This window comes from Lactobacillus selangorensis (genome assembly GCF_001437205.1).
Lineage (GTDB): Bacteria > Bacillota > Bacilli > Lactobacillales > Lactobacillaceae > Paralactobacillus > Paralactobacillus selangorensis.
Genome location: NZ_JQAZ01000001.1, coordinates 428,457 through 445,774 on the forward strand (window position 1 = coordinate 428,457; position 17,318 = coordinate 445,774).

The 17,318-nt window shown below is 46.7% G+C and carries 16 protein-coding genes and 1 other annotated feature; of the genes, 3 read left to right on the forward strand and 13 right to left on the reverse strand.

Going from position 1 to position 17,318, the window contains the following annotated elements; all coding sequences use genetic code 11:
• Positions 1-187: 187 nt before the first annotated feature.
• The 12 genes from minD to ezrA form a co-directional block, all read right to left on the reverse strand.
• Positions 188-988, reverse strand: coding sequence for a septum site-determining protein MinD (gene minD, locus IV40_RS02140; RefSeq protein WP_057768714.1), 801 nt, complete (start codon positions 986-988; stop codon positions 188-190).
• Complete coding sequence (locus IV40_RS02145) at positions 988-1,659, reverse strand: septum site-determining protein MinC (RefSeq protein ID WP_057768715.1); 672 nt, start codon at positions 1,657-1,659, stop codon at positions 988-990. Before IV40_RS02145 ends, minD begins: the two co-directional genes overlap by 1 nt.
• A gap of 55 nt (positions 1,660-1,714) precedes the next feature.
• On the reverse strand, positions 1,715-2,239 hold the full coding sequence (gene mreD / locus IV40_RS02150) for a rod shape-determining protein MreD (RefSeq protein ID WP_057768716.1): 525 nt from the start codon (positions 2,237-2,239) through the stop codon (positions 1,715-1,717).
• Between the two features lies 1 nt (position 2,240).
• Entirely contained in the window at positions 2,241-3,101 is an 861-nt protein-coding gene (mreC, locus tag IV40_RS02155) for a rod shape-determining protein MreC (RefSeq protein ID WP_057768717.1), read from the reverse strand.
• A gap of 65 nt (positions 3,102-3,166) precedes the next feature.
• A complete protein-coding gene (locus IV40_RS02160; RefSeq protein ID WP_057768718.1) occupies positions 3,167-4,174 on the reverse strand; it encodes a rod shape-determining protein in 1,008 nt (335 codons plus the stop codon).
• Positions 4,175-4,321: 147 nt separating this feature from the next.
• Positions 4,322-5,011 carry a RadC family protein gene (gene radC / locus IV40_RS02165; protein ID WP_057768719.1) on the reverse strand — a complete coding sequence of 230 codons (690 nt, stop codon included), beginning with the start codon at positions 5,009-5,011 and terminating at the stop codon, positions 4,322-4,324.
• Positions 5,012-5,061: 50 nt separating this feature from the next.
• Positions 5,062-5,709, reverse strand: coding sequence for an HAD family hydrolase (locus IV40_RS02170; protein ID WP_057768720.1), 648 nt, complete (start codon positions 5,707-5,709; stop codon positions 5,062-5,064).
• On the reverse strand, positions 5,709-7,016 hold the full coding sequence (locus tag IV40_RS02175; RefSeq protein ID WP_057768721.1) for a bifunctional folylpolyglutamate synthase/dihydrofolate synthase: 1,308 nt from the start codon (positions 7,014-7,016) through the stop codon (positions 5,709-5,711). Before IV40_RS02175 ends, IV40_RS02170 begins: the two co-directional genes overlap by 1 nt.
• Before the next feature lie 92 nt (positions 7,017-7,108).
• On the reverse strand, positions 7,109-9,760 hold the full coding sequence (locus IV40_RS02180; RefSeq protein ID WP_057768722.1) for a valine--tRNA ligase: 2,652 nt from the start codon (positions 9,758-9,760) through the stop codon (positions 7,109-7,111).
• Positions 9,761-9,814: 54 nt separating this feature from the next.
• Positions 9,815-10,031, reverse strand: a binding site (T-box leader).
• Positions 10,032-10,079: 48 nt separating this feature from the next.
• Entirely contained in the window at positions 10,080-11,303 is a 1,224-nt protein-coding gene (gene thiI, locus IV40_RS02185) for a tRNA uracil 4-sulfurtransferase ThiI (protein WP_057768723.1), read from the reverse strand.
• 18 nt (positions 11,304-11,321) lie between these two features.
• Positions 11,322-12,470 (reverse strand): cysteine desulfurase family protein, encoded by a 1,149-nt coding sequence (locus IV40_RS02190; RefSeq protein ID WP_057768724.1) that lies wholly within the window; start codon positions 12,468-12,470, stop codon positions 11,322-11,324.
• Positions 12,471-12,629: 159 nt separating this feature from the next.
• Complete coding sequence (gene ezrA, locus IV40_RS02195; RefSeq protein ID WP_082617826.1) at positions 12,630-14,342, reverse strand: septation ring formation regulator EzrA; 1,713 nt, start codon at positions 14,340-14,342, stop codon at positions 12,630-12,632.
• Between the two features lie 153 nt (positions 14,343-14,495).
• Between ezrA and IV40_RS02200 the strand changes: the two genes are divergently transcribed.
• From IV40_RS02200 to IV40_RS02210, 3 genes are all read left to right on the forward strand, one after another.
• The gene (locus tag IV40_RS02200; RefSeq protein ID WP_057768726.1) at positions 14,496-14,975 is read left to right on the forward strand and encodes a GAF domain-containing protein; all 480 of its coding nucleotides are present in this window, start codon (positions 14,496-14,498) and stop codon (positions 14,973-14,975) included.
• Positions 14,976-15,153: 178 nt separating this feature from the next.
• Complete coding sequence (gene rpsD, locus IV40_RS02205) at positions 15,154-15,768, forward strand: 30S ribosomal protein S4 (protein WP_057768727.1); 615 nt, start codon at positions 15,154-15,156, stop codon at positions 15,766-15,768.
• Positions 15,769-15,866: 98 nt separating this feature from the next.
• Positions 15,867-16,316, forward strand: a complete 450-nt coding sequence (locus IV40_RS02210) for a YueI family protein (protein WP_057768728.1) — start codon at positions 15,867-15,869, stop codon at positions 16,314-16,316.
• 70 nt (positions 16,317-16,386) lie between these two features.
• Here IV40_RS02210 and IV40_RS02215 read toward each other — a convergent pair whose 3' ends face one another.
• Positions 16,387-17,307: a DUF7916 family protein gene (locus IV40_RS02215; RefSeq protein ID WP_057768729.1), complete on the reverse strand. Its 921-nt coding sequence runs from the start codon at positions 17,305-17,307 to the stop codon at positions 16,387-16,389.
• Positions 17,308-17,318: the final 11 nt, after the last annotated feature.

The window sequence follows — 17,318 nt, forward strand, 5'->3', positions numbered from 1 at the left end:
ACGGCGATAACGAGCCCACCGAAACGACCTACTTCATTCAATCGTTTGCTCACAGACGTGTGTTCGTCCACTTGTGTTTTTCCCTTGCACCAACCGGGAAATCTCTGTTGGAACCCAAGTGCCTACTTTTTCTGCTCAACGTTTTATTTTCATTTAGTGTAGTGGTTCAAAAAGACTTTGTCAAACTTTATTTGCGATTGCGATGGAACAGCCGCTGCCAGAAGGATGGCTTGGCTTCTTTCAAAGTCATTAACGGCACTGACTCGCCCAGCAGCCGCCGGGCAATGTTGCGGTAGCATTTGCTGGCATTGTCCTTGGGGTCCAATGCAACAGGCTGCCCTTTGTTGGACATCCGAATGACGGCATCATCATCAAAGACGATGCCCAATAAGTCAACCGACAGGTGCTTTGTAATTTCATCGACATCCATCGTATCGCCGTCATTCATCATATGTTTCTTGATTCGGTTGATGACCAGACGCGGTGCAATCTTCATTTCCCGTTCTTCAAGGAGTCCGACGACACGATCAGCATCACTGACCGCTGAAATTTCCGGCGTTGTGACAACAATCGCCCCATCAGCACCGGCAACGGCATTCTTAAACCCTTGTTCGATTCCAGCTGGGCAGTCCAAAAGAATAAAGTCAAAATCAGGCCGTAATTCATCGACAATCTGCGTTACCTGTTCAGGTGTCAGCGCATCTTTATCCGTATTTTGGGCGGCCGGCAGCAAATAAAGGTTATCTTCGAAGCGCTTATCTTTAATCAGAGCTTGATTGATTCGAGCCCGGCCATTCGCCACATCCACAATATCGTAGATGATCCGATTGCCCAGTCCTAAGACCACATCCAAATTCCGCAGTCCGATATCCAAGTCCACTAAGCATACTTTTTTGTCTAACAGCGCTAACGCCGTCCCAATATTGGCAGTCGATGTTGTTTTGCCAACACCGCCCTTACCTGATGTCACAACAATTGATGTCCCCATTACCGGTCTTCCTCCATCTCATAATTCAGTTTCGTCTTTAATGTCTTTAATGACGCGACGTCACTATGATCAAGCAGATGCAGTTCGTTGATATAGCTCAGCGTCGTATTGGTATATTTTTGTTCATCCGGGTCAATGATTTCAATCGCATCGCCGATCCGCAACTGGGTTGCATGGCTCAGATCGCCGATTACAACGGCATCTGCATGGTCGGGAAAACCAGCTTGGATGATGCCATTGACATCTCCTAGAATAAAGAGATTGCCAGTTGTCCGTAAGGTCCCGCCGGCGTGAAGCGAGCCGATAAACAGTACATCCCCTTCACGATCAATTTCCTGACCGCTGCGAATGACCCGATTCTCAACGTGCAGATTGTCACGTTCTTTTTCAGCCTTTGCGGCGGCAATCGTCATCACATCGGAACGGATTCCTCGCAGCTCAAACTGCGAAAACTGTGCCACAATTTTAGTGACGCGATCCTGTTCATCAGCTGTCAGCAGACGGTCGCCCGTTGCCAATACGAATTGAAGCGGTTCTTTGCGAGTGGGTTCCTCACTTTGCAAATGGCGTAAGAGCTGTTCGAACTCAAGCAGACAGGTGTTTAAATCCGCTGCTGCGTCCATAACGATTTCATAACCTTCCTTGCGTCCTTTTAATGCCACATTACTCATTGCTTCGTGTGAACCCCCTCATTTGGTCCGAATCTGTATCCACAAATTCGAACCGCTATTCTTCTACTTCTATTCTAACCAATAACCGAGTCAACGGGACAGCCAAAATGAAAAAGATGACTAAATTCAAAATCAATGTTGGTGCCAGCACATCAACCATAAATGTCGATAAAGCAACCGTCGTTAACCCAATCATCGTATTCGCCGCATACACACAAATTTCAAAAACGGCCGCAACGATGACATAAACCAGGCTCAATGACCAGAAAGCATTCGGCAAATAGGGCTGGACCACTTTCAACAAATAAACAACCATCGGCAGGATAAAAGCATAAATACCAATCACGCCAGTAAAGAAGCTGTCATACAGAATACCAATCAATAAGGCATACCAAATCAGCCACTTTTCTTGCGGCAGCGCATACACAGCCAGCACAAAACCCAATAACATCAGTCGAATAATAATGGCCACCTGACCGTGGTACAAGAGCGGCGAAAAGACATGGCTAATCGCCCCATCGAGCAGCATCAGGACAAAAATCCCCAGCGGCAAAAAGTAGCGATTGCGTAAATTCGTCATTTTACTGGCCTCCCATCTCACGATGGATGACAGTGACAACCGTAAAGTTATTCAAATCAGTCGCCGGTTTCAAATAAATGGAAGAAGCTAAACCATAATCATCCTTTTTGATAGTTTGAACCGTCCCGATAAAGAGGCCTTTCGGTGTGCGGCCGCCTAAACCGGAAGTCGTCACCTTATCGCCCTTTTTAATGCCTTTATTGGTGTTCAATTGGCTCATGATCAATTCTTTGGAATTGGCATCATAGCCGCTGATAATCCCATTGACACGTTTACCGTCTTTTGTAGTCACTTCGGCGGCAAATTTGTCGCTGTTTTTATTCGTGGTTGAAATCAATTCAACTTTTGAATTCGATTTATTGACTTCAACGACCCGTCCGATCAGTCCGGATCCAGACATAACCGGCATATTCTTGGCAACGCCGCTGACACTGCCTTTATTGATAACGACCTGATTCTGCCAATTGTCAGGAGAACGTGATAAAACGGCAGCCGAAATCTGCGTATAGTCAGTCAGCGTATCATTCAGCTTGAGCTGCTTTTTCAGTTCCTTATTTTCAGTCCGTAATGTCTGGGCGGTCACCTTGGTCTGAGCCAGTTGATCTAATTGTTTCTTTAATTTTTCATTCTCTTCGTAGGTATTGAAAAGATTAGAGAATGATTCCGTTCCTTTTTGTAACCCGTTTGCAGGCACGGCAATTACCCGGTCCGCAAAACCGACCATATCATTGCCGAATTGTTGGACAAGCGAAGGCGACTCACGCCGGTTCCGCACGCCCAGTGTTACGGCAATCATACTGATCGCAACGATGACGGCGATCAGTAAGACGATCAGTTTTTTATTTGAAAAAAACTTCTGCATGCCAATCCTCCAACCTTCGTAATGATGAGATACGAATTAGGCTGGGAAAATCCCAGCCCAATTGTTTATCTATTCTTTTTCATAACGTCGATATTCTTCAAAGATTCACCGGTACCAATTGCAACGCAATCGAGTGGATCCTGGGCAATGAAGACAGGCACTTTTGTAGCTTCGGAGATGACATCCGGCAAGTTTTTAAGCAAGGCGCCGCCGCCAGTCAGAACGATCCCATGATCGATCACATCGGCCGCAATTTCGGGTGATGTTTCTTCAAGCGTTTCTTTGATGGCAGTAATGATTTCATCAACCACTTCTTTGATGGCAGTCGCAATGTCAGTTGCTGAAATATCGATCGACTTTGGTAAGCCGGAAATCAAATCACGGCCGCGAATAGTCATATTGTCGATATCTTTGGCTTTTTCGATTGAAGCGGAACCGATTTGAATCTTGATTTGTTCAGCAGTCCGTTCACCGATCAGCAAGTTGAAGTTCTGGCGGATATAAGACACAATCGCATCATCAATCTTGTCGCCGGCCATCCGGATGGAACGGCTGGAAACGATGCCGCCTAAAGAGATTGTGGCAACATCTGTTGTCCCGCCACCAATATCAACAACCATACTGCCGGTTGGATCCATAACAGGCAAACCAGCACCGATTGCAGCTGCAAACGGTTCTTCAATCACATAAGCATCACGGGCACCGGCAACCTTGGTCGCATCGATAACAGCCCGTTTTTCAACTTCAGTCACGCCGCTTGGAACACAGACCATGACGAATGGTTTGGCGTTTGAATGGCCAGTTGCTTTTTCAATAAAATATTTCATCATCGCAGCGGTCGTGTCATAATCGGCGATCACGCCGTCTTTCATCGGTCGGATGGCAACAATGCTGGCCGGTGTGCGGCCAATCATATCCCGTGCTTCGGAACCGACCGAAATGACTTCTCCCGTTTGAGTATTTTTAGCAACGACGGAAGGTTCACGTAAAACAATTCCTTTTCCATCGATGTAGACTAATGTGTTGGCGGTACCGAGATCAATACCAATATTTTTAGTTCCTATTCCAAACACGGCTTTTCTCTCCTTCAATTCCGATTCGTTTTCATACGTTAAATATTAACAATCAAAAGTATTGTATCATATTTGTTGCCAATAAAAAACGTATCTCCTTCTCTATATTAGGCGTTTTTCCGTGTTTGCAAATAAATTTAAGGGAATTTAAACGTTTTTTAAGGCATTCGGCGTTTTCAGAAGCGACTCCGACCGTAACGAAACATAATTTTCACGGCCGACAATAATATGATCGAGCAGTTCGATACCCATCAATTGTCCGCATTCACTGACTCGTTGTGAAAACTGCAGATCATGCGCCGAAGGAGTTGCAATCCCGCTTGGATGATTGTGAACTAAGATGAAACGGGCCGCCGAATATTGGACCGCATAATGAAAGATTTCACGAGGATGCGCTACCGAACAATTCAGGGTGCCCTGATACAATAGCTGCTGCTTGATGATTTGATTTTTGGTATCTAAATAAAGACCAATCAGCATTTCTTGCGACTGATTGGCAAGGGTCGCCGCCATCTGTTCGCCGACCAATTGGCTTGACACCGCTAGTCCATACCGCCACTGCTGGGCCGCCTGTGTCCGCCGACCTAATTCGCATACGGCTGCCAATTGCTGGGCCTTAACAGGACCTATTCCGTCAACCGCAGCTAGTTCAGCTGGTGCCGCTTGGCTTAGCCCCCGCAATTCAGGAAAATGCCGCAATAGATTGGCGGCGACTTGTGTAACTGGAACTTGTTTTGTCCCGCTGCCTAAAATCACCGTCAGCAAATCGGCATTTTCTAACGCTGCGGCCCCATGTGCAGTTAATTCTTCACGTGCTGTTGATTTTTCATTTTTCATAAAAAGGACCTCCTACGCATCCATTACGCAGGCGGTCCATTTTTTATTTTTTAATGCTGCTGCAGCCATGGAATGACGAAATCAAGCGAAGGAACAACCGCCGTCACTTCTTGCAATGTTTCTGGCGTCGGCTGAACCAGATCAGGCACCATGATCACTGGCAACTTGGCTCGATAAGCTGCTGTGACACCGGCTGGCGAGTCTTCGAGCACCAATGTTTCTTGATTCGGAGTGCCGAGCTTCTGCTGAGCAATTTGGAAGACTTGCGGATCTGGCTTGCCTTTGGTGACATCGGCCTCTGTAACCAGCTGATCGAAGCGATTGTCCAAATGAGTGATTTTCAGAAATGATTCCACCGTGTCTTTAAAATTGCTGGACGCAATAATTTTCTTCATCTGATGGGCATCGAGGTAGTCTAGCAACGGGATCAATCCCGGTTTTACTTTCAGTTTGCCAGCCGCAACCAGTTCATCGACTTTTTGATAAGTTAATTGAATAAACTGATCAGCTTGTGCCTGCGAGGCAAAGTGCTGTTCATAAAAGGCCCGCATCGTTGCATCGGGTGTTCCAATCAATTTCTGGTAATCAGCCTTTGAAACCGATAAGCCTAATTCGTGGCCGGCTGCAATATTAGCCTGCAAATATAAGTTTTCTGAGTCAAACATCAGACCATCCATATCAAAAATAACAGCTTGCATTATTGCTCCTCCTTAAAATAACGACGGACATCCGAAATGAAATACAGCGACCCTGTAATCAGCAGCACATCTGAATCGCTCATCTGCTGCACAATTTGAACCAATCCCTGCGGCCACTGGTCGACAAAGTGCGTTGTCGGCTTCAAATACGGCGCATAATCAGCTTCTGACGCTGCTCTGGGGTTATCTGGGACAGTTGTGACAGTCAGCTGCAAATGCTCATTCTGAAGCAGCGGCAGGATCTTGTCGAGGGCTTTGTCCTTGAGTCCGGCATACAAAACAAAAAGATGCTGCTGGGCAAAGTTTTCACGGAGCACGCTTAACAACCCTTTGATGCCAGGTTCGTTATGGGCCCCATCAAGAACAATCAATGGCCGTTCGTTGACTTTTTCCAACCGGCCGGCCCAGAACGCCTTTTTCAAAGCACGGCGAATGACCTGTTCGTCTTCATCAATCTGACGGATTTTCAAAAAAACGAGGTAGGCTTCCAGCGCAACGGCGGCATTATCGACCTGATAAGCCCCGATCATCGGAATCTCGAGCCCACGAAACCGGCGTTCGTCATTTTCAAAATCAAATTGTTCGGCCCAATTCGGGAGTGTCTGGCGCTGACTGGTCTGAAAATCACGATTGAGTGCATAGACTTGACTGTCACGTTCGGCAGCCTCTTTCAAAACGACGGCAGTGGCCTCATCCGGCAACTGTCCGATGACCGTTGGGTGGTGTGGCTTGATAATCCCCGCCTTTTGATGGGCGATTTTGGCCAGCGTGTCGCCTAGCATCTGCATATGGTCCATCCCGACTGTTGTAATCACTGCGACAACAGGGGTGAGAATATTGGTCGAATCATGCAGTCCTCCGATGCCGACTTCGATTAGCGCCACATCAACGTGCTCTTGGGCAAAATAAACAAAACATAAAGCGGTGATAAATTCAAATTCAGTCACGCCAAAATCCGGCTGCTGCTTTTGAAGCTGCTCGATCGTCGTGCCAACCAGATTGGTCAATTCAAGCAGCCGATCATCTGGAATCGATTGATGATCGATCTGAAACCGTTCGTTGAAACGGGTCAAAAACGGCGACGTAAACATGCCAGTTTTCAAGCCGCTTTCTTGAAACAGCCAGCTTAGGTCATTGACGACCGACCCTTTGCCATTGGTTCCAGTTACATGCACAATCTGCAGCAGGTCCTGCGGATTATCCAGCGCATCCATCAGCCGTGTCATTCGCTGCAAGCGGCCATCTTTCAGCAAACGGGGCCGACTATGAATATAGGCGACTGCATCTGCATATGCCGATAACTGCATCCAATCACTTCCTTTTGATAAGTGTCATTGCTTTAAATCTAACATAAAAAACAGTCCTGGCAAACAATATTTGCCAAGACTGTTCAAAAGAATTATTTGTTCTGTTGCAAAGTAGCGATTCGTTCTTGTGTCTTCTGCAGTTTATCGGCATAGTCGGAACGTTTGGCACGTACTTTGGCGACCACTTGTTCAGGCGCCTTGTCTGTAAAGCCGGCATTGCCCAGCTTCTTATCGGCTAACCCGATTTCCTGCGTATACTTATCCACATCTTTTTGCAAACGGGCAATTTCAGCATCTAAGTCGATCAATTCGGCTAATGGTACATAAACTTCCGCACCCGTCAGCACACCAGTCATCGAGAGGGTCGGTGCCTTGATGTCACGGCCGATCTTCAATTCCTTCGGATGGACGAAACGATCGATGTAAACTTGATTATCTGTAAAGATCTGCGCTAACTGGTCATCTTGTGTCTTGATCAGGATATCAACTGGAGTTGACAATGGTGCGTTGACTTCTTTACGGATGCCACGAACGCTGCGAATCAATTCAATAACCGCCTTCATGGCCCGTTCTGCAGCCGGATCGTTCAATTCAGCATGGCTTTCTGGATATTTTGCAGTCATAATCGAAATGCCGGCATGCGGCATTGTTTGCCAAATTTCTTCGGTCACAAACGGCATGATCGGGTGAAGCAGCCGCATCGTCTGGTCAAGGACGTAAGCTAAGTTGTAGCGTTTATTGTCACGGGCTTCGTCGTCATCGCCATACAAAACAGCCTTGCTCATTTCGATGTACCAGTCACAGAAATCGTTCCAGATGAAGTTGTAAAGCGAACGCCCTGCTTCCCCAAATTCGAACTTATCGAAATGGTCATTAACCTCAGTCACGGTGGCATTCAAGCGACTCAAAATCCAGCGATCGGACATGTCAAGTTTGTCACGATTCGGCAAATGATCCGGGATAGCTGTATCTTCAAGGTTCATGATGACAAAGCGGCTCGCATTCCAAATCTTGTTGACGAAGTTCCAAGCAGAACCCATCTTTTCATAACTGAACCGAATATCTTGTCCAGGTGTCGAGCCATTTGTCAGGAACCAGCGAAGCGAGTCAGCCCCATATTTCTTGATGACATCCATCGGGTCGATCCCGTTGCCAAGCGACTTGCTCATCTTGCGACCCTGTTCGTCACGAATCAAGCCATGCAAGAGCACATGGTGGAACGGCCGCTTGCCAGTAAATTCAAGGCTTTGGAAGATCATCCGGGATACCCAGAAGAAGATGATATCGTAGCCGGTTACCAACGTGTTCGTTGGGAAGTAACGCTTGTAATCGGCTGAATTTTCATCGGGCCAGCCTAACGACGAAAATGGCCATAAGGCACTTGAGAACCATGTATCGAGCACGTCAGGATCTTGTTCCCAGTTTTCAGCATCCTCAGGTTCCTCCATCCCGACATAAGTTTCGCCAGTCTTCTTGTTGTACCAAGCTGGAATCTGATGTCCCCACCATAATTGACGGGAGATAACCCAATCATGGGCATTATCCATCCATTGTTCAAAGGTCTTTTCAAACCGTTCTGGGATGAAATCAACTTTGTTGTCGGGATCCTTCTGATTCTTCAGTGCCATTTCAGCCAGCGGTTTCATCTTGACGAACCACTGTGTGGACAGGCGTGGTTCAACTTGAACCCCAGTCCGTTCGGAATGACCGACACTATGGGTAATTGGTTCAACATTGAGCAGGAAGCCTTGATCCTTCAAATCTTGAACAATCTGCTTCCGAGCTTCAAAACGATCCATGCCGGCGTACTTGCCGGCTTTATCATTCATAGTTGCATCATCGTTCATGATATTGATGCGTGGCAGGTCATGCCGATTGCCGACCGCAAAATCGTTCGGGTCATGCGCCGGTGTAATCTTAACAGCACCGGTCCCATACTTCGGATCAACGTAATGATCTTCGATGATTGGAATTTCACGATCAAACATCGGTAAAATAACCTTCTTGCCGACCAAATCCTTGTAACGTTCATCACCAGGATAAACGGCAATCGCAGTATCGCCGGGCATCGTTTCCGGCCGTGTAGTGGCAATTTCAATGTCGCCCGACCCATCCGCTAACGGATAGCGAACGTGGTACAAAGCCCCTTCATCGTCTTCATGGATAACTTCGATGTCGGACAAGGCTGTTCGTGCCTGCGGGTCCCAGTTGATAATGTATTCACCACGATAAATCAACCCTTTTTCGTACATTTTGACGAAAACGGTCCGTACGGCTTTGTTCAAGCCCTTATCCAACGTAAAGCGTTCCCGTGAGTAGTCCAGCGACAAGCCCATTTTGGCCCACTGTGCATGGATCACATCGGCATATTCATCTTTCCATTCCCAAACGGTGTCGACAAACTTTTTGCGCCCTAAATCATAACGGGAAATTCCTTTTTCACGTAAACGGGCTTCCACTTTAGCCTGTGTGGCGATTCCGGCATGGTCCATGCCAGGCACCCAAAGTGTATCGTAGCCCTGCATCCGTTTGCGCCGGATCAATTCATCCTGCAAAGTGGTATCCCAAGCATGACCTAAATGCAATTTACCAGTGACATTCGGCGGCGGCAAAACAATTGAATACGGTTTTGCGGACGGATCGCCGCTCGCCTTGAACAGGTCCTCTTGCAGCCATTTGTCATAACGGCCAGCTTCGACTTCCTGCGGATTATACTTCGTGGACATTTCCTTTTTAGCTGTCATAGCTTCACTCCTCTACTTTTCAAACCAATCAAAAAAGCATTCATCCTAACACATCGTTAGGACGAATGCTTCCACTCGCGGTACCACCTAAATTGAGCCATGATTAAATGACTCCACTTCATTTCGGGTTAACGAACCTTGTCCGGCCGTTCCTACTCTGTTCAGAATGGCAGCTCACAAGCTACCTCATCAGGACAACCGGAAAATGTTTCAGCCACGCATTTTCTTTCTAAACGGTGCGGTCTGATGAGCTCTTGATCAATGCATTACCTGCATTTTAATCTATTTCAACTCTTTCGTCAATAATGCCGACCACGTCTTAAAGCAGTTCAGCGATAACATCCTGATCTGTGTTCAGGAAGTGATCAGTCGACTTGATCTCACTGATCTTAATGCCGTCAAGCGAGCGTTGAATTAAGCCATCCACGTCATCCATCCGATCTTCGTAATAACGAGCCCGATCTAAACGGGGATGTGTCTTCGGAGCCGGCGGTGCAAAAATCGTGCAGCAATCTTCAAACGGCATGATCGACAAATCATACGTATCGATATCTTTGGCATGCTGAATGATTTCAGTTTTATCCATCGTGACCACTGGCCGAATGATTGGTGTCGTTGTGACGTCGTTGATGGCCACCATACTTTCCAGCGTCTGCGAAGCCACTTGTCCAACTGCTTCGCCGTTAATGATGGCCAAGCCATGCCGCATTACACGGATTTTGTCGGTCAGCTGCAGCATAAAGCGCCGCTGAACCGTCATCAAATAGCCTTCTGGCACATCATGCTTGACTTGTTCCTGAATTTCAGTAAAAGGAACTTGAATAAAGGTAATCTTGCCAACATAAGGTGCTAATTTTGCCGTCAGTTCTTTGGCCTTATTCAAGGCATTGTCACTGGTATACGGCGGGCTGAAGAAATGAACCATTTCGATATCGATGCCCCGTTTCATGGCCAGATAACCAGCCACAGGCGAATCAATCCCGCCAGAGAGCATCAGCATCCCCTTGCCAGCTGTTCCGACTGGCAGACCGCCGGCACCCTTGATCTTCTGATTCATCAAGTAAATACCGTCCCGACGCACTTCGACACGGAGCGTGATGTCAGGATGTTTCATTTTAACCGTCAGATTAGGAAAATGGTCTAAGACCCAGTCGCCCAAATCGAGGTTCATTTGATTCGTATCGAGTTCAAAGTGATGGTCGGAACGACGGGTTTCGATCTTGAACGTTTTTGGTTCGTCGCCGGCAATATCCGCCATGATTTTGGTCGTCATATCATGTACGGCATCCATATTCTTAGCGACTTTAACAGTTGGTGAATAGTTTTCGATTCCAAAAACTTCATGGAGCCGGCCCATAACTGCTTTGCCATCATCGCCGTTTAAAACGATGTGCATCCGATCCTGTTTAGGATGAATGCGCAGCTGATCGAAGCCATGCAGCGCTTTGGTGACGTTGCCGTTTAAACGACCGATGAATTCACGCCGGTTCTTACCCTTGGTCGATAATTCGCCGTAGCGAACCATGATTTCAGTATATTGCATGGATGAGTCCTTTCTTTATTAAGAATTGATTTTTTCGAAACGCTGATAAATTTGGTCAAAGGCCTGGTTGAATTTTTCAGCTTCGGCCATGGTGTTGTTTTCATCGAGACTGACCCGTACGGCACTCGTCGCAATTCCATCCGGCACATGCATCGAAGCTAATGTGTTCGATTCGGTCCCGTCCTTGGAGGAGCAGGCACTCGTTGTCGACATATAAATATCATATTTTTCAAAAGCATGCACGATTGTTTCACCCCGCACACCGGCAATCGCAAAGCACAAAATGTGCGGTGCAAAATCCGGTGTCAACTGTGAAAACATCGTGACCTTTGGAAAGTGACTGACATGGTCAAAAATCGCTTTACGAATGGCTTGTTCATTGGCCACTTTCTGATCTTCATCGGTCAGCAGTAACCGCAGTGCCTTGGCCATCCCAGCAATCGCAGGCACATTTTCAGTCCCGCTGCGCATATTATTTTCCTGGCCGCCGCCGGTCATCAATGGGGCTAAATGTTTGCCTCGTTTGGCATAGATAAACCCAATTCCACGTGGTGCATGAAATTTATGACCGGAGAAAGTGGCAAAGTCGACACGGGGATTAAAGATAGTCGTTTCGATTCCTTTACCGATTCCCTGAACGGCATCGACATGAAAGTGAATCGATGGATAATCTTTCAGAACATCGGCAATCGCATCGATCGGCTGCATACTGCCGATTTCATTGTTGACGGCCATGACTGACACCAAAATTGTATCGGAGCGAATGGCATCTTTAACGTCCTGAGCGGATACAAAGCCACGTGAATCAACAGGCAGATATGTGACTTCATAGCCTAACGCTTCCAGCTGCTTCATGGAATTCAAAATGGCCGGATGTTCGATGCTGCTCGTAATAATATGCTTGCCGAATTCACGCTTTTCAATTGCGGTTCCTTTGACGACCCAGTTGTCGCCTTCAGTACCGCCGCTAGTAAAGTAGATTTCATCGGAATCAACATGGAGTAAATCGGCAATCTGCTGCCGGGACTGCTGCAGCACGTTATTGGCGTGTTCGCCGACCGCATGCAAACTGGACGGATTGCCGAAAAAGTTTTCGCTTACCTTTTGATAAGTGTCTAATACTGCTGGTGCGGCTTTAGTCGTCGCACTATTATCAAAATAAATCATCTTGCTCCTTCTTTATCTTAAAAATCATTTTTAAATGATTGCTGGCAAAAATCTTTCCTATTATAACAAATCTCATCGCTAAGAACAAAACTTTTTCTGATTTTAAGTAAGTAATTTACTGCAAATAAAAAACCGGGAAAGATTTCCTGGTTTTCAAGCCTAAAACAAATCGGCTTGTTTCTGATCGTAATAATTTTGTTCGACCTTTTTATAGGCCCCTGGTTCGACTTTATTCAAAGCCGTGGCAATCGTATCGACCGCCTGTTTATATTCATATTTCTGATCGAAAAGCTGGTGGGTTTGGGTAACGGCAGCTTCGACATCGGGATGGCTGTGGCGATAGCGATTGGCATATTGAAGCAGCTGCTCGGTCAGCAGCGCACTGTCAATCAAATCATTCGTTTCCTGCTTCAGCTTATTGATATCCTGTTGTGTCAGAATCAGCTGTTTGGAAATATCATCCAGATTGATCTTTACCTGATTGAGATCGTTGCCGAGTTTTTTGATTTCATCGGAAACGACGAAGAAGAAGTCGAGATAATCCTTCGGCAAGCCTGGCAGCCGTAATTCTTCGACCTCACGTTTAATGGTGCGCATGTCCGAAACAAACTGCTGCAGGCTGTTTTGGGCAACTTGCTCGCCTTTATGTAAACCGGCGACATTTTTATGAATGGCCTGCTGTTTCTTTTCGATTTCCGTCAATTGCTTGGCAAAATCCTGAAATTCCGTATTCACAACGGAATAAACAGCCGTCTGATCGGCAATCTTCTGCAGATCAGCTTCATAATTATTATTTAGCTGATCAATCTGATCTTTTAAGGCAATCGATTGACTCAACTCATCATGCGTCAAATCGTAGCTCTGGGTCAAATGATTCAGTTCGGCCTGCAATTCCCGATTCTGTTTATCAGCATGTTTGATAAAGGCTGATAAATCATCTTCTTTTTGTTCAACCGCTTGCCGAGCATCGATTTCCTGTTCCATGACGGCATATAAAGAATCAATCTGACTTTCCATCTCTTTATTGTCGCTGTCGACAGCATCGCACTGCAATTTGGCCACTTTTGTGGTCGTCGTCGCAATCTGCTGTTTCAAGGCCGCAATTTCAGCATCCAGATCCCGATCCAAGAAATTGAAATGTGCCTTTTGCATTTTCACATTCGTCTGTTCGATTTCAGTAATCTGCGCCGGAAATTCATTGGCTAACTCGTTATAACGGGGCGGGATTCGTTTCATCTGGTCTTGCAGGACCGCTGTTTCGGTTTCAAGCTTGCTTAACACATTAGCGGCCCCCTCTTGGTCACCGCTATTGGCTAATTGCTTGGCCTTGTCATGATCCTTTTCCAAAACATCGAGCTGATCTTTCAGCGCTTGTTCAGCCGGTCCATATGAGAAATTCTTCGTCAGCAGGTGCTTGCGCAGCTCCTGATAAATCCCCTCGAGCTTCTGGATCTCATCCTGATTGGCCTTGGCATTGGCAGCAATATCTTTCAGTGCTGAACCAATATCATCCAAATCAGCCTGGGTATTTTCTAAGGTTTCTGTAGCTTCTTTCAGCAAGCGGTGGGTTTTGATGAACTGATACTTATCGTTGGCAGCGGCTGCTTCATCCAGATTTTCATTCAAAGCGCCGATTTTTTCCTTCGTCAAACGGTCATATTCGCCTGACCACTTGGTAAAGGTCTTCAGGCTCGCCCCGCTCAATTGCTGCGCACGCAAATTGCCAATTTCAGTTGCCACTGGTGATTTGGTCAGTTTCTCTTTTGCTTGGTTTAACTGTACGATCCGATTGGTATTCGTACGCTGGTAGAAAATTGCTCCTAAATAGATTGCCACCACCACAATAACAATCGCTATGAGCACATACATCATAGCTTCCACACCCTTTGTCCAAAACTTTTCGATTTTTGTCTTGCTAATTTGTGTAAATCATCATAGAATCTAATCAAATTATAGCATGAAATCGGTTTGTTTCCGTCGTTTTCCTGTAATTTCCCTATTTTAGATTGGAAGTGTCGTCAAATCATGTCCACAGTCCCGCTTTTTGTACAGCAATTGACCGCCCTTTTAGACGGTGAAACCAATAACGTCACGAATTTGTCTAATGCAGCGGCGTTATTGATGCAGACCCAATCGGATTTGAATTGGGTCGGTTTTTATGTTTACACGCCTGCTGACCAGCTGCTCCATCTCGGTCCGTTCCAAGGCAAAGTCGCCTGCACCCAGATTCAGCCGTCAAAGGGGGTCGTTGGCACAGCATACGCACAGGATCAACTGCAACTGATCCCCAATGTCCATGAATTTGCTGGTCATATTGCTTGCGATGCTGCCAGCCAGTCGGAGCTGGTCGTTCCGATTCACGTCCAGGAAACTTTAGTCGGCGTCCTCGACCTCGATTCGCCAACACTGGAACGGTTCACCACATCTGATGCGACCGCCATGCAGCAGTTTGTCCAGGCCCTTGAAAAGCATCTTGACTTGACCCCTCAAGCTACGTTATACTAGCCATTGTGTAAAATAATGCAGCAGTAAGCGGTACAGCCGTCAACAGTTCGGCACCTATCGTTCGATTGTGTAACCCTACGGCTGCTAGGGCGAAGATCGTAAGTCGAAATGAACGAGTATTAAACTTACAGTGATTATTTTACTCCAATCAAAAAAATTCATTGGAGGAATTCGATTTATGTCACGTTATACAGGTCCACGCTGGAAACAAAGCCGGCGTTTAGGTATCTCCTTATCTGGTACAGGTAAAGAATTAGCTCGTCGTCCATATGCTCCTGGCGATCACGGTCCCAACAGCGGCCGTCGTAAGATTTCTGAATACGGTACACAGTTGCGTGAAAAGCAGAAGTTACGTTGGATGTACGGTTTAAACGAACGTCAATTCCGTAACCTCTTCGTTCGCGCCGGTAAAATCAAGGAAGGTTTGCATGGGGTTAACTTCATGATCTTGCTTGAAACTCGCTTAGATAACTTAGTTTATCGTTTAGGCTTAGCAACAACTCGTCCGCAGGCTCGTCAATTAGTCAACCATGGCCACATTTTGGTCGATGGCAAACGCGTTGACATTCCTTCTTACGAAGTTAGTGTTGGCCAAGTGATTTCCGTTCGTGAAAAGTCCAAGGACATGGTCATCATCAAGAACGCGGTTGAAAGCACCGTTGCACGTCCTGCTTTCGTCAGCTTTGATTCCGACAAGTTAAGTGGTTCCTTAGTTCGTTTACCACAACGTGAAGAACTCGAACCAGATGTTGATGAATCATTAGTTGTTGAATACTACAACCAGATTCTCTAATCAGCAAACTGAAAAGAACGATCTTCGGACCGTTCTTTTTTTGTGCCCTTTTCCAAATCAGGCATGCTATAATGGGTTTTTAAAAGGAGGCACTTTCCATGAGTGATGATTTAAACAAACGACTTGAAAACAGTTCGCACGGCGGCACTCCGCAGACCAAACCGGATGAACGCCGTCAGTATCTGGGTTCGTTGCGAGAACGAGTCGTGCTTTCAATTACAGTTGCGGAAATGAAGGTCCCGCAGACATTGACCACCTTGAAAAAGGTCCTGCCTGATTATCTGCACCACGATTATCAGGCCCTGATCAATGGCAAACTGGATACGGATGTCACCAGCGCTTATATCGGCGCCCTTTCACATGCTGGACTCCCCTTCACTTTAGTGCGAGATGAAACAGCCCATACCCAAGCCGATGCTTTTGCACTGCTGATCGTGGCCAAAACGGCGGTCAACGAACCGACAATCGATATCGATACCAAATACCCGCAACCGAAAACAGCTCCGGAACCTGAAAAAAAGAGTTTATGGGACAAATTATTTCATTAAAAATTTTCACTAAAAAGACTGCTTCAGTATCCAAATGGATGCCGAAGCAGTCTTTTTGCTGCCAAACGAATTATCGTAAAATCGATTGTGCCCGCCGGCGTAATTGATGGCGGGCCCCTCGCACCGTATTCCCCAATATGTCAATATTCTGATACGGCGCCAATCCGGAAAAGCCGCCGTCGCCAATGTGATGAATATCGACGCCAAGTGCTTTATCAGCTAATGCAATCTGACGAATAACAGCCGGCGTACTGCTTTCCTGACTCGTTCCAATCGTCGCCATTGTCAGCACTTTATTTTTGCTTCCGTTAGCTTGGGCGTTGTGCTTTTGAACGATCCGAATAACGGTGGACAAATCAGCCTCCGTCCAATGCGGAACCGTATACACAGCCGGAACCAGCAAGATATCAACCCCACCGTCGATAAATTGCTGGGCAACTGTCGCCGTCATAATTGGCTCATTCACACCCGAACTATGCATCTTGCCAGCAATGATCAGGCCATGAAAAGTCTGTTTGGCCACCTGAATCGTCTTTAAAATCTGCTGATTAGCGACGCCGGTGCCAGGGTTGCCGGTTAAACAAACGTAATCGGCACCGAGTTGCTCCGCTTTTTGCAAAGTAGCCTGGGTCGCCTGCCGGCCGGAGATGATCGTTTTCTTGGCGCTCATCAATTGAACTGCAGAAACAGGCTCCAAATTCACGCCGACTGGTCGACCAACCAATTTTTTGAGCAGCTGCAGGGGCTGATCGGTTGCAGGCAAGCCCTGAATTTGCGGCTCATTCAAGTCAATCGCATTCAGCAAAATTAAATCGGCACCGGCCGAACGAGCCAATTCACTATTCGTCACATCTTCAACTAGCGGCGGCTGGGTCACAATATTTTCAGATAAAATCGTCCGCCCTTCGCCTGCATAAATCGCCTGCTTTAATTCTTGCGGCGTCAGCGCCGCAAAATCGCTGGCGGTACAGTCTAAAATCCGCTTGACCATGATATTGCCTC

Excerpts from the sequence above, each read along its gene's own strand:
- minD (WP_057768714.1), bottom strand. The coding sequence starts at position 988 with ATGGGGACATCAATTGTTGTGACATCAGGTAAGGGCGGTGTTGGCAAA.
- IV40_RS02145 (WP_057768715.1), bottom strand. The coding sequence starts at position 1,659 with ATGAGTAATGTGGCATTAAAAGGACGCAAGGAAGGTTATGAAATCGTT.
- mreD (WP_057768716.1), bottom strand. The coding sequence starts at position 2,239 with ATGACGAATTTACGCAATCGCTACTTTTTGCCGCTGGGGATTTTTGTC.
- mreC (WP_057768717.1), bottom strand. The coding sequence starts at position 3,101 with ATGCAGAAGTTTTTTTCAAATAAAAAACTGATCGTCTTACTGATCGCC.
- radC (WP_057768719.1), bottom strand. The coding sequence starts at position 5,011 with ATGAAAAATGAAAAATCAACAGCACGTGAAGAATTAACTGCACATGGG.
- IV40_RS02170 (WP_057768720.1), bottom strand. The coding sequence starts at position 5,709 with ATGCAAGCTGTTATTTTTGATATGGATGGTCTGATGTTTGACTCAGAA.
- IV40_RS02175 (WP_057768721.1), bottom strand. The coding sequence starts at position 7,016 with ATGCAGTTATCGGCATATGCAGATGCAGTCGCCTATATTCATAGTCGG.
- IV40_RS02180 (WP_057768722.1), bottom strand. The coding sequence starts at position 9,760 with ATGACAGCTAAAAAGGAAATGTCCACGAAGTATAATCCGCAGGAAGTC.
- thiI (WP_057768723.1), bottom strand. The coding sequence starts at position 11,303 with ATGCAATATACTGAAATCATGGTTCGCTACGGCGAATTATCGACCAAG.
- IV40_RS02190 (WP_057768724.1), bottom strand. The coding sequence starts at position 12,470 with ATGATTTATTTTGATAATAGTGCGACGACTAAAGCCGCACCAGCAGTA.
- ezrA (WP_082617826.1), bottom strand. The coding sequence starts at position 14,342 with ATGATGTATGTGCTCATAGCGATTGTTATTGTGGTGGTGGCAATCTAT.
- IV40_RS02200 (WP_057768726.1), top strand. The coding sequence starts at position 14,496 with ATGTCCACAGTCCCGCTTTTTGTACAGCAATTGACCGCCCTTTTAGAC.
- rpsD (WP_057768727.1), top strand. The coding sequence starts at position 15,154 with ATGTCACGTTATACAGGTCCACGCTGGAAACAAAGCCGGCGTTTAGGT.
- IV40_RS02210 (WP_057768728.1), top strand. The coding sequence starts at position 15,867 with ATGAGTGATGATTTAAACAAACGACTTGAAAACAGTTCGCACGGCGGC.
- IV40_RS02215 (WP_057768729.1), bottom strand. The coding sequence starts at position 17,307 with ATGGTCAAGCGGATTTTAGACTGTACCGCCAGCGATTTTGCGGCGCTG.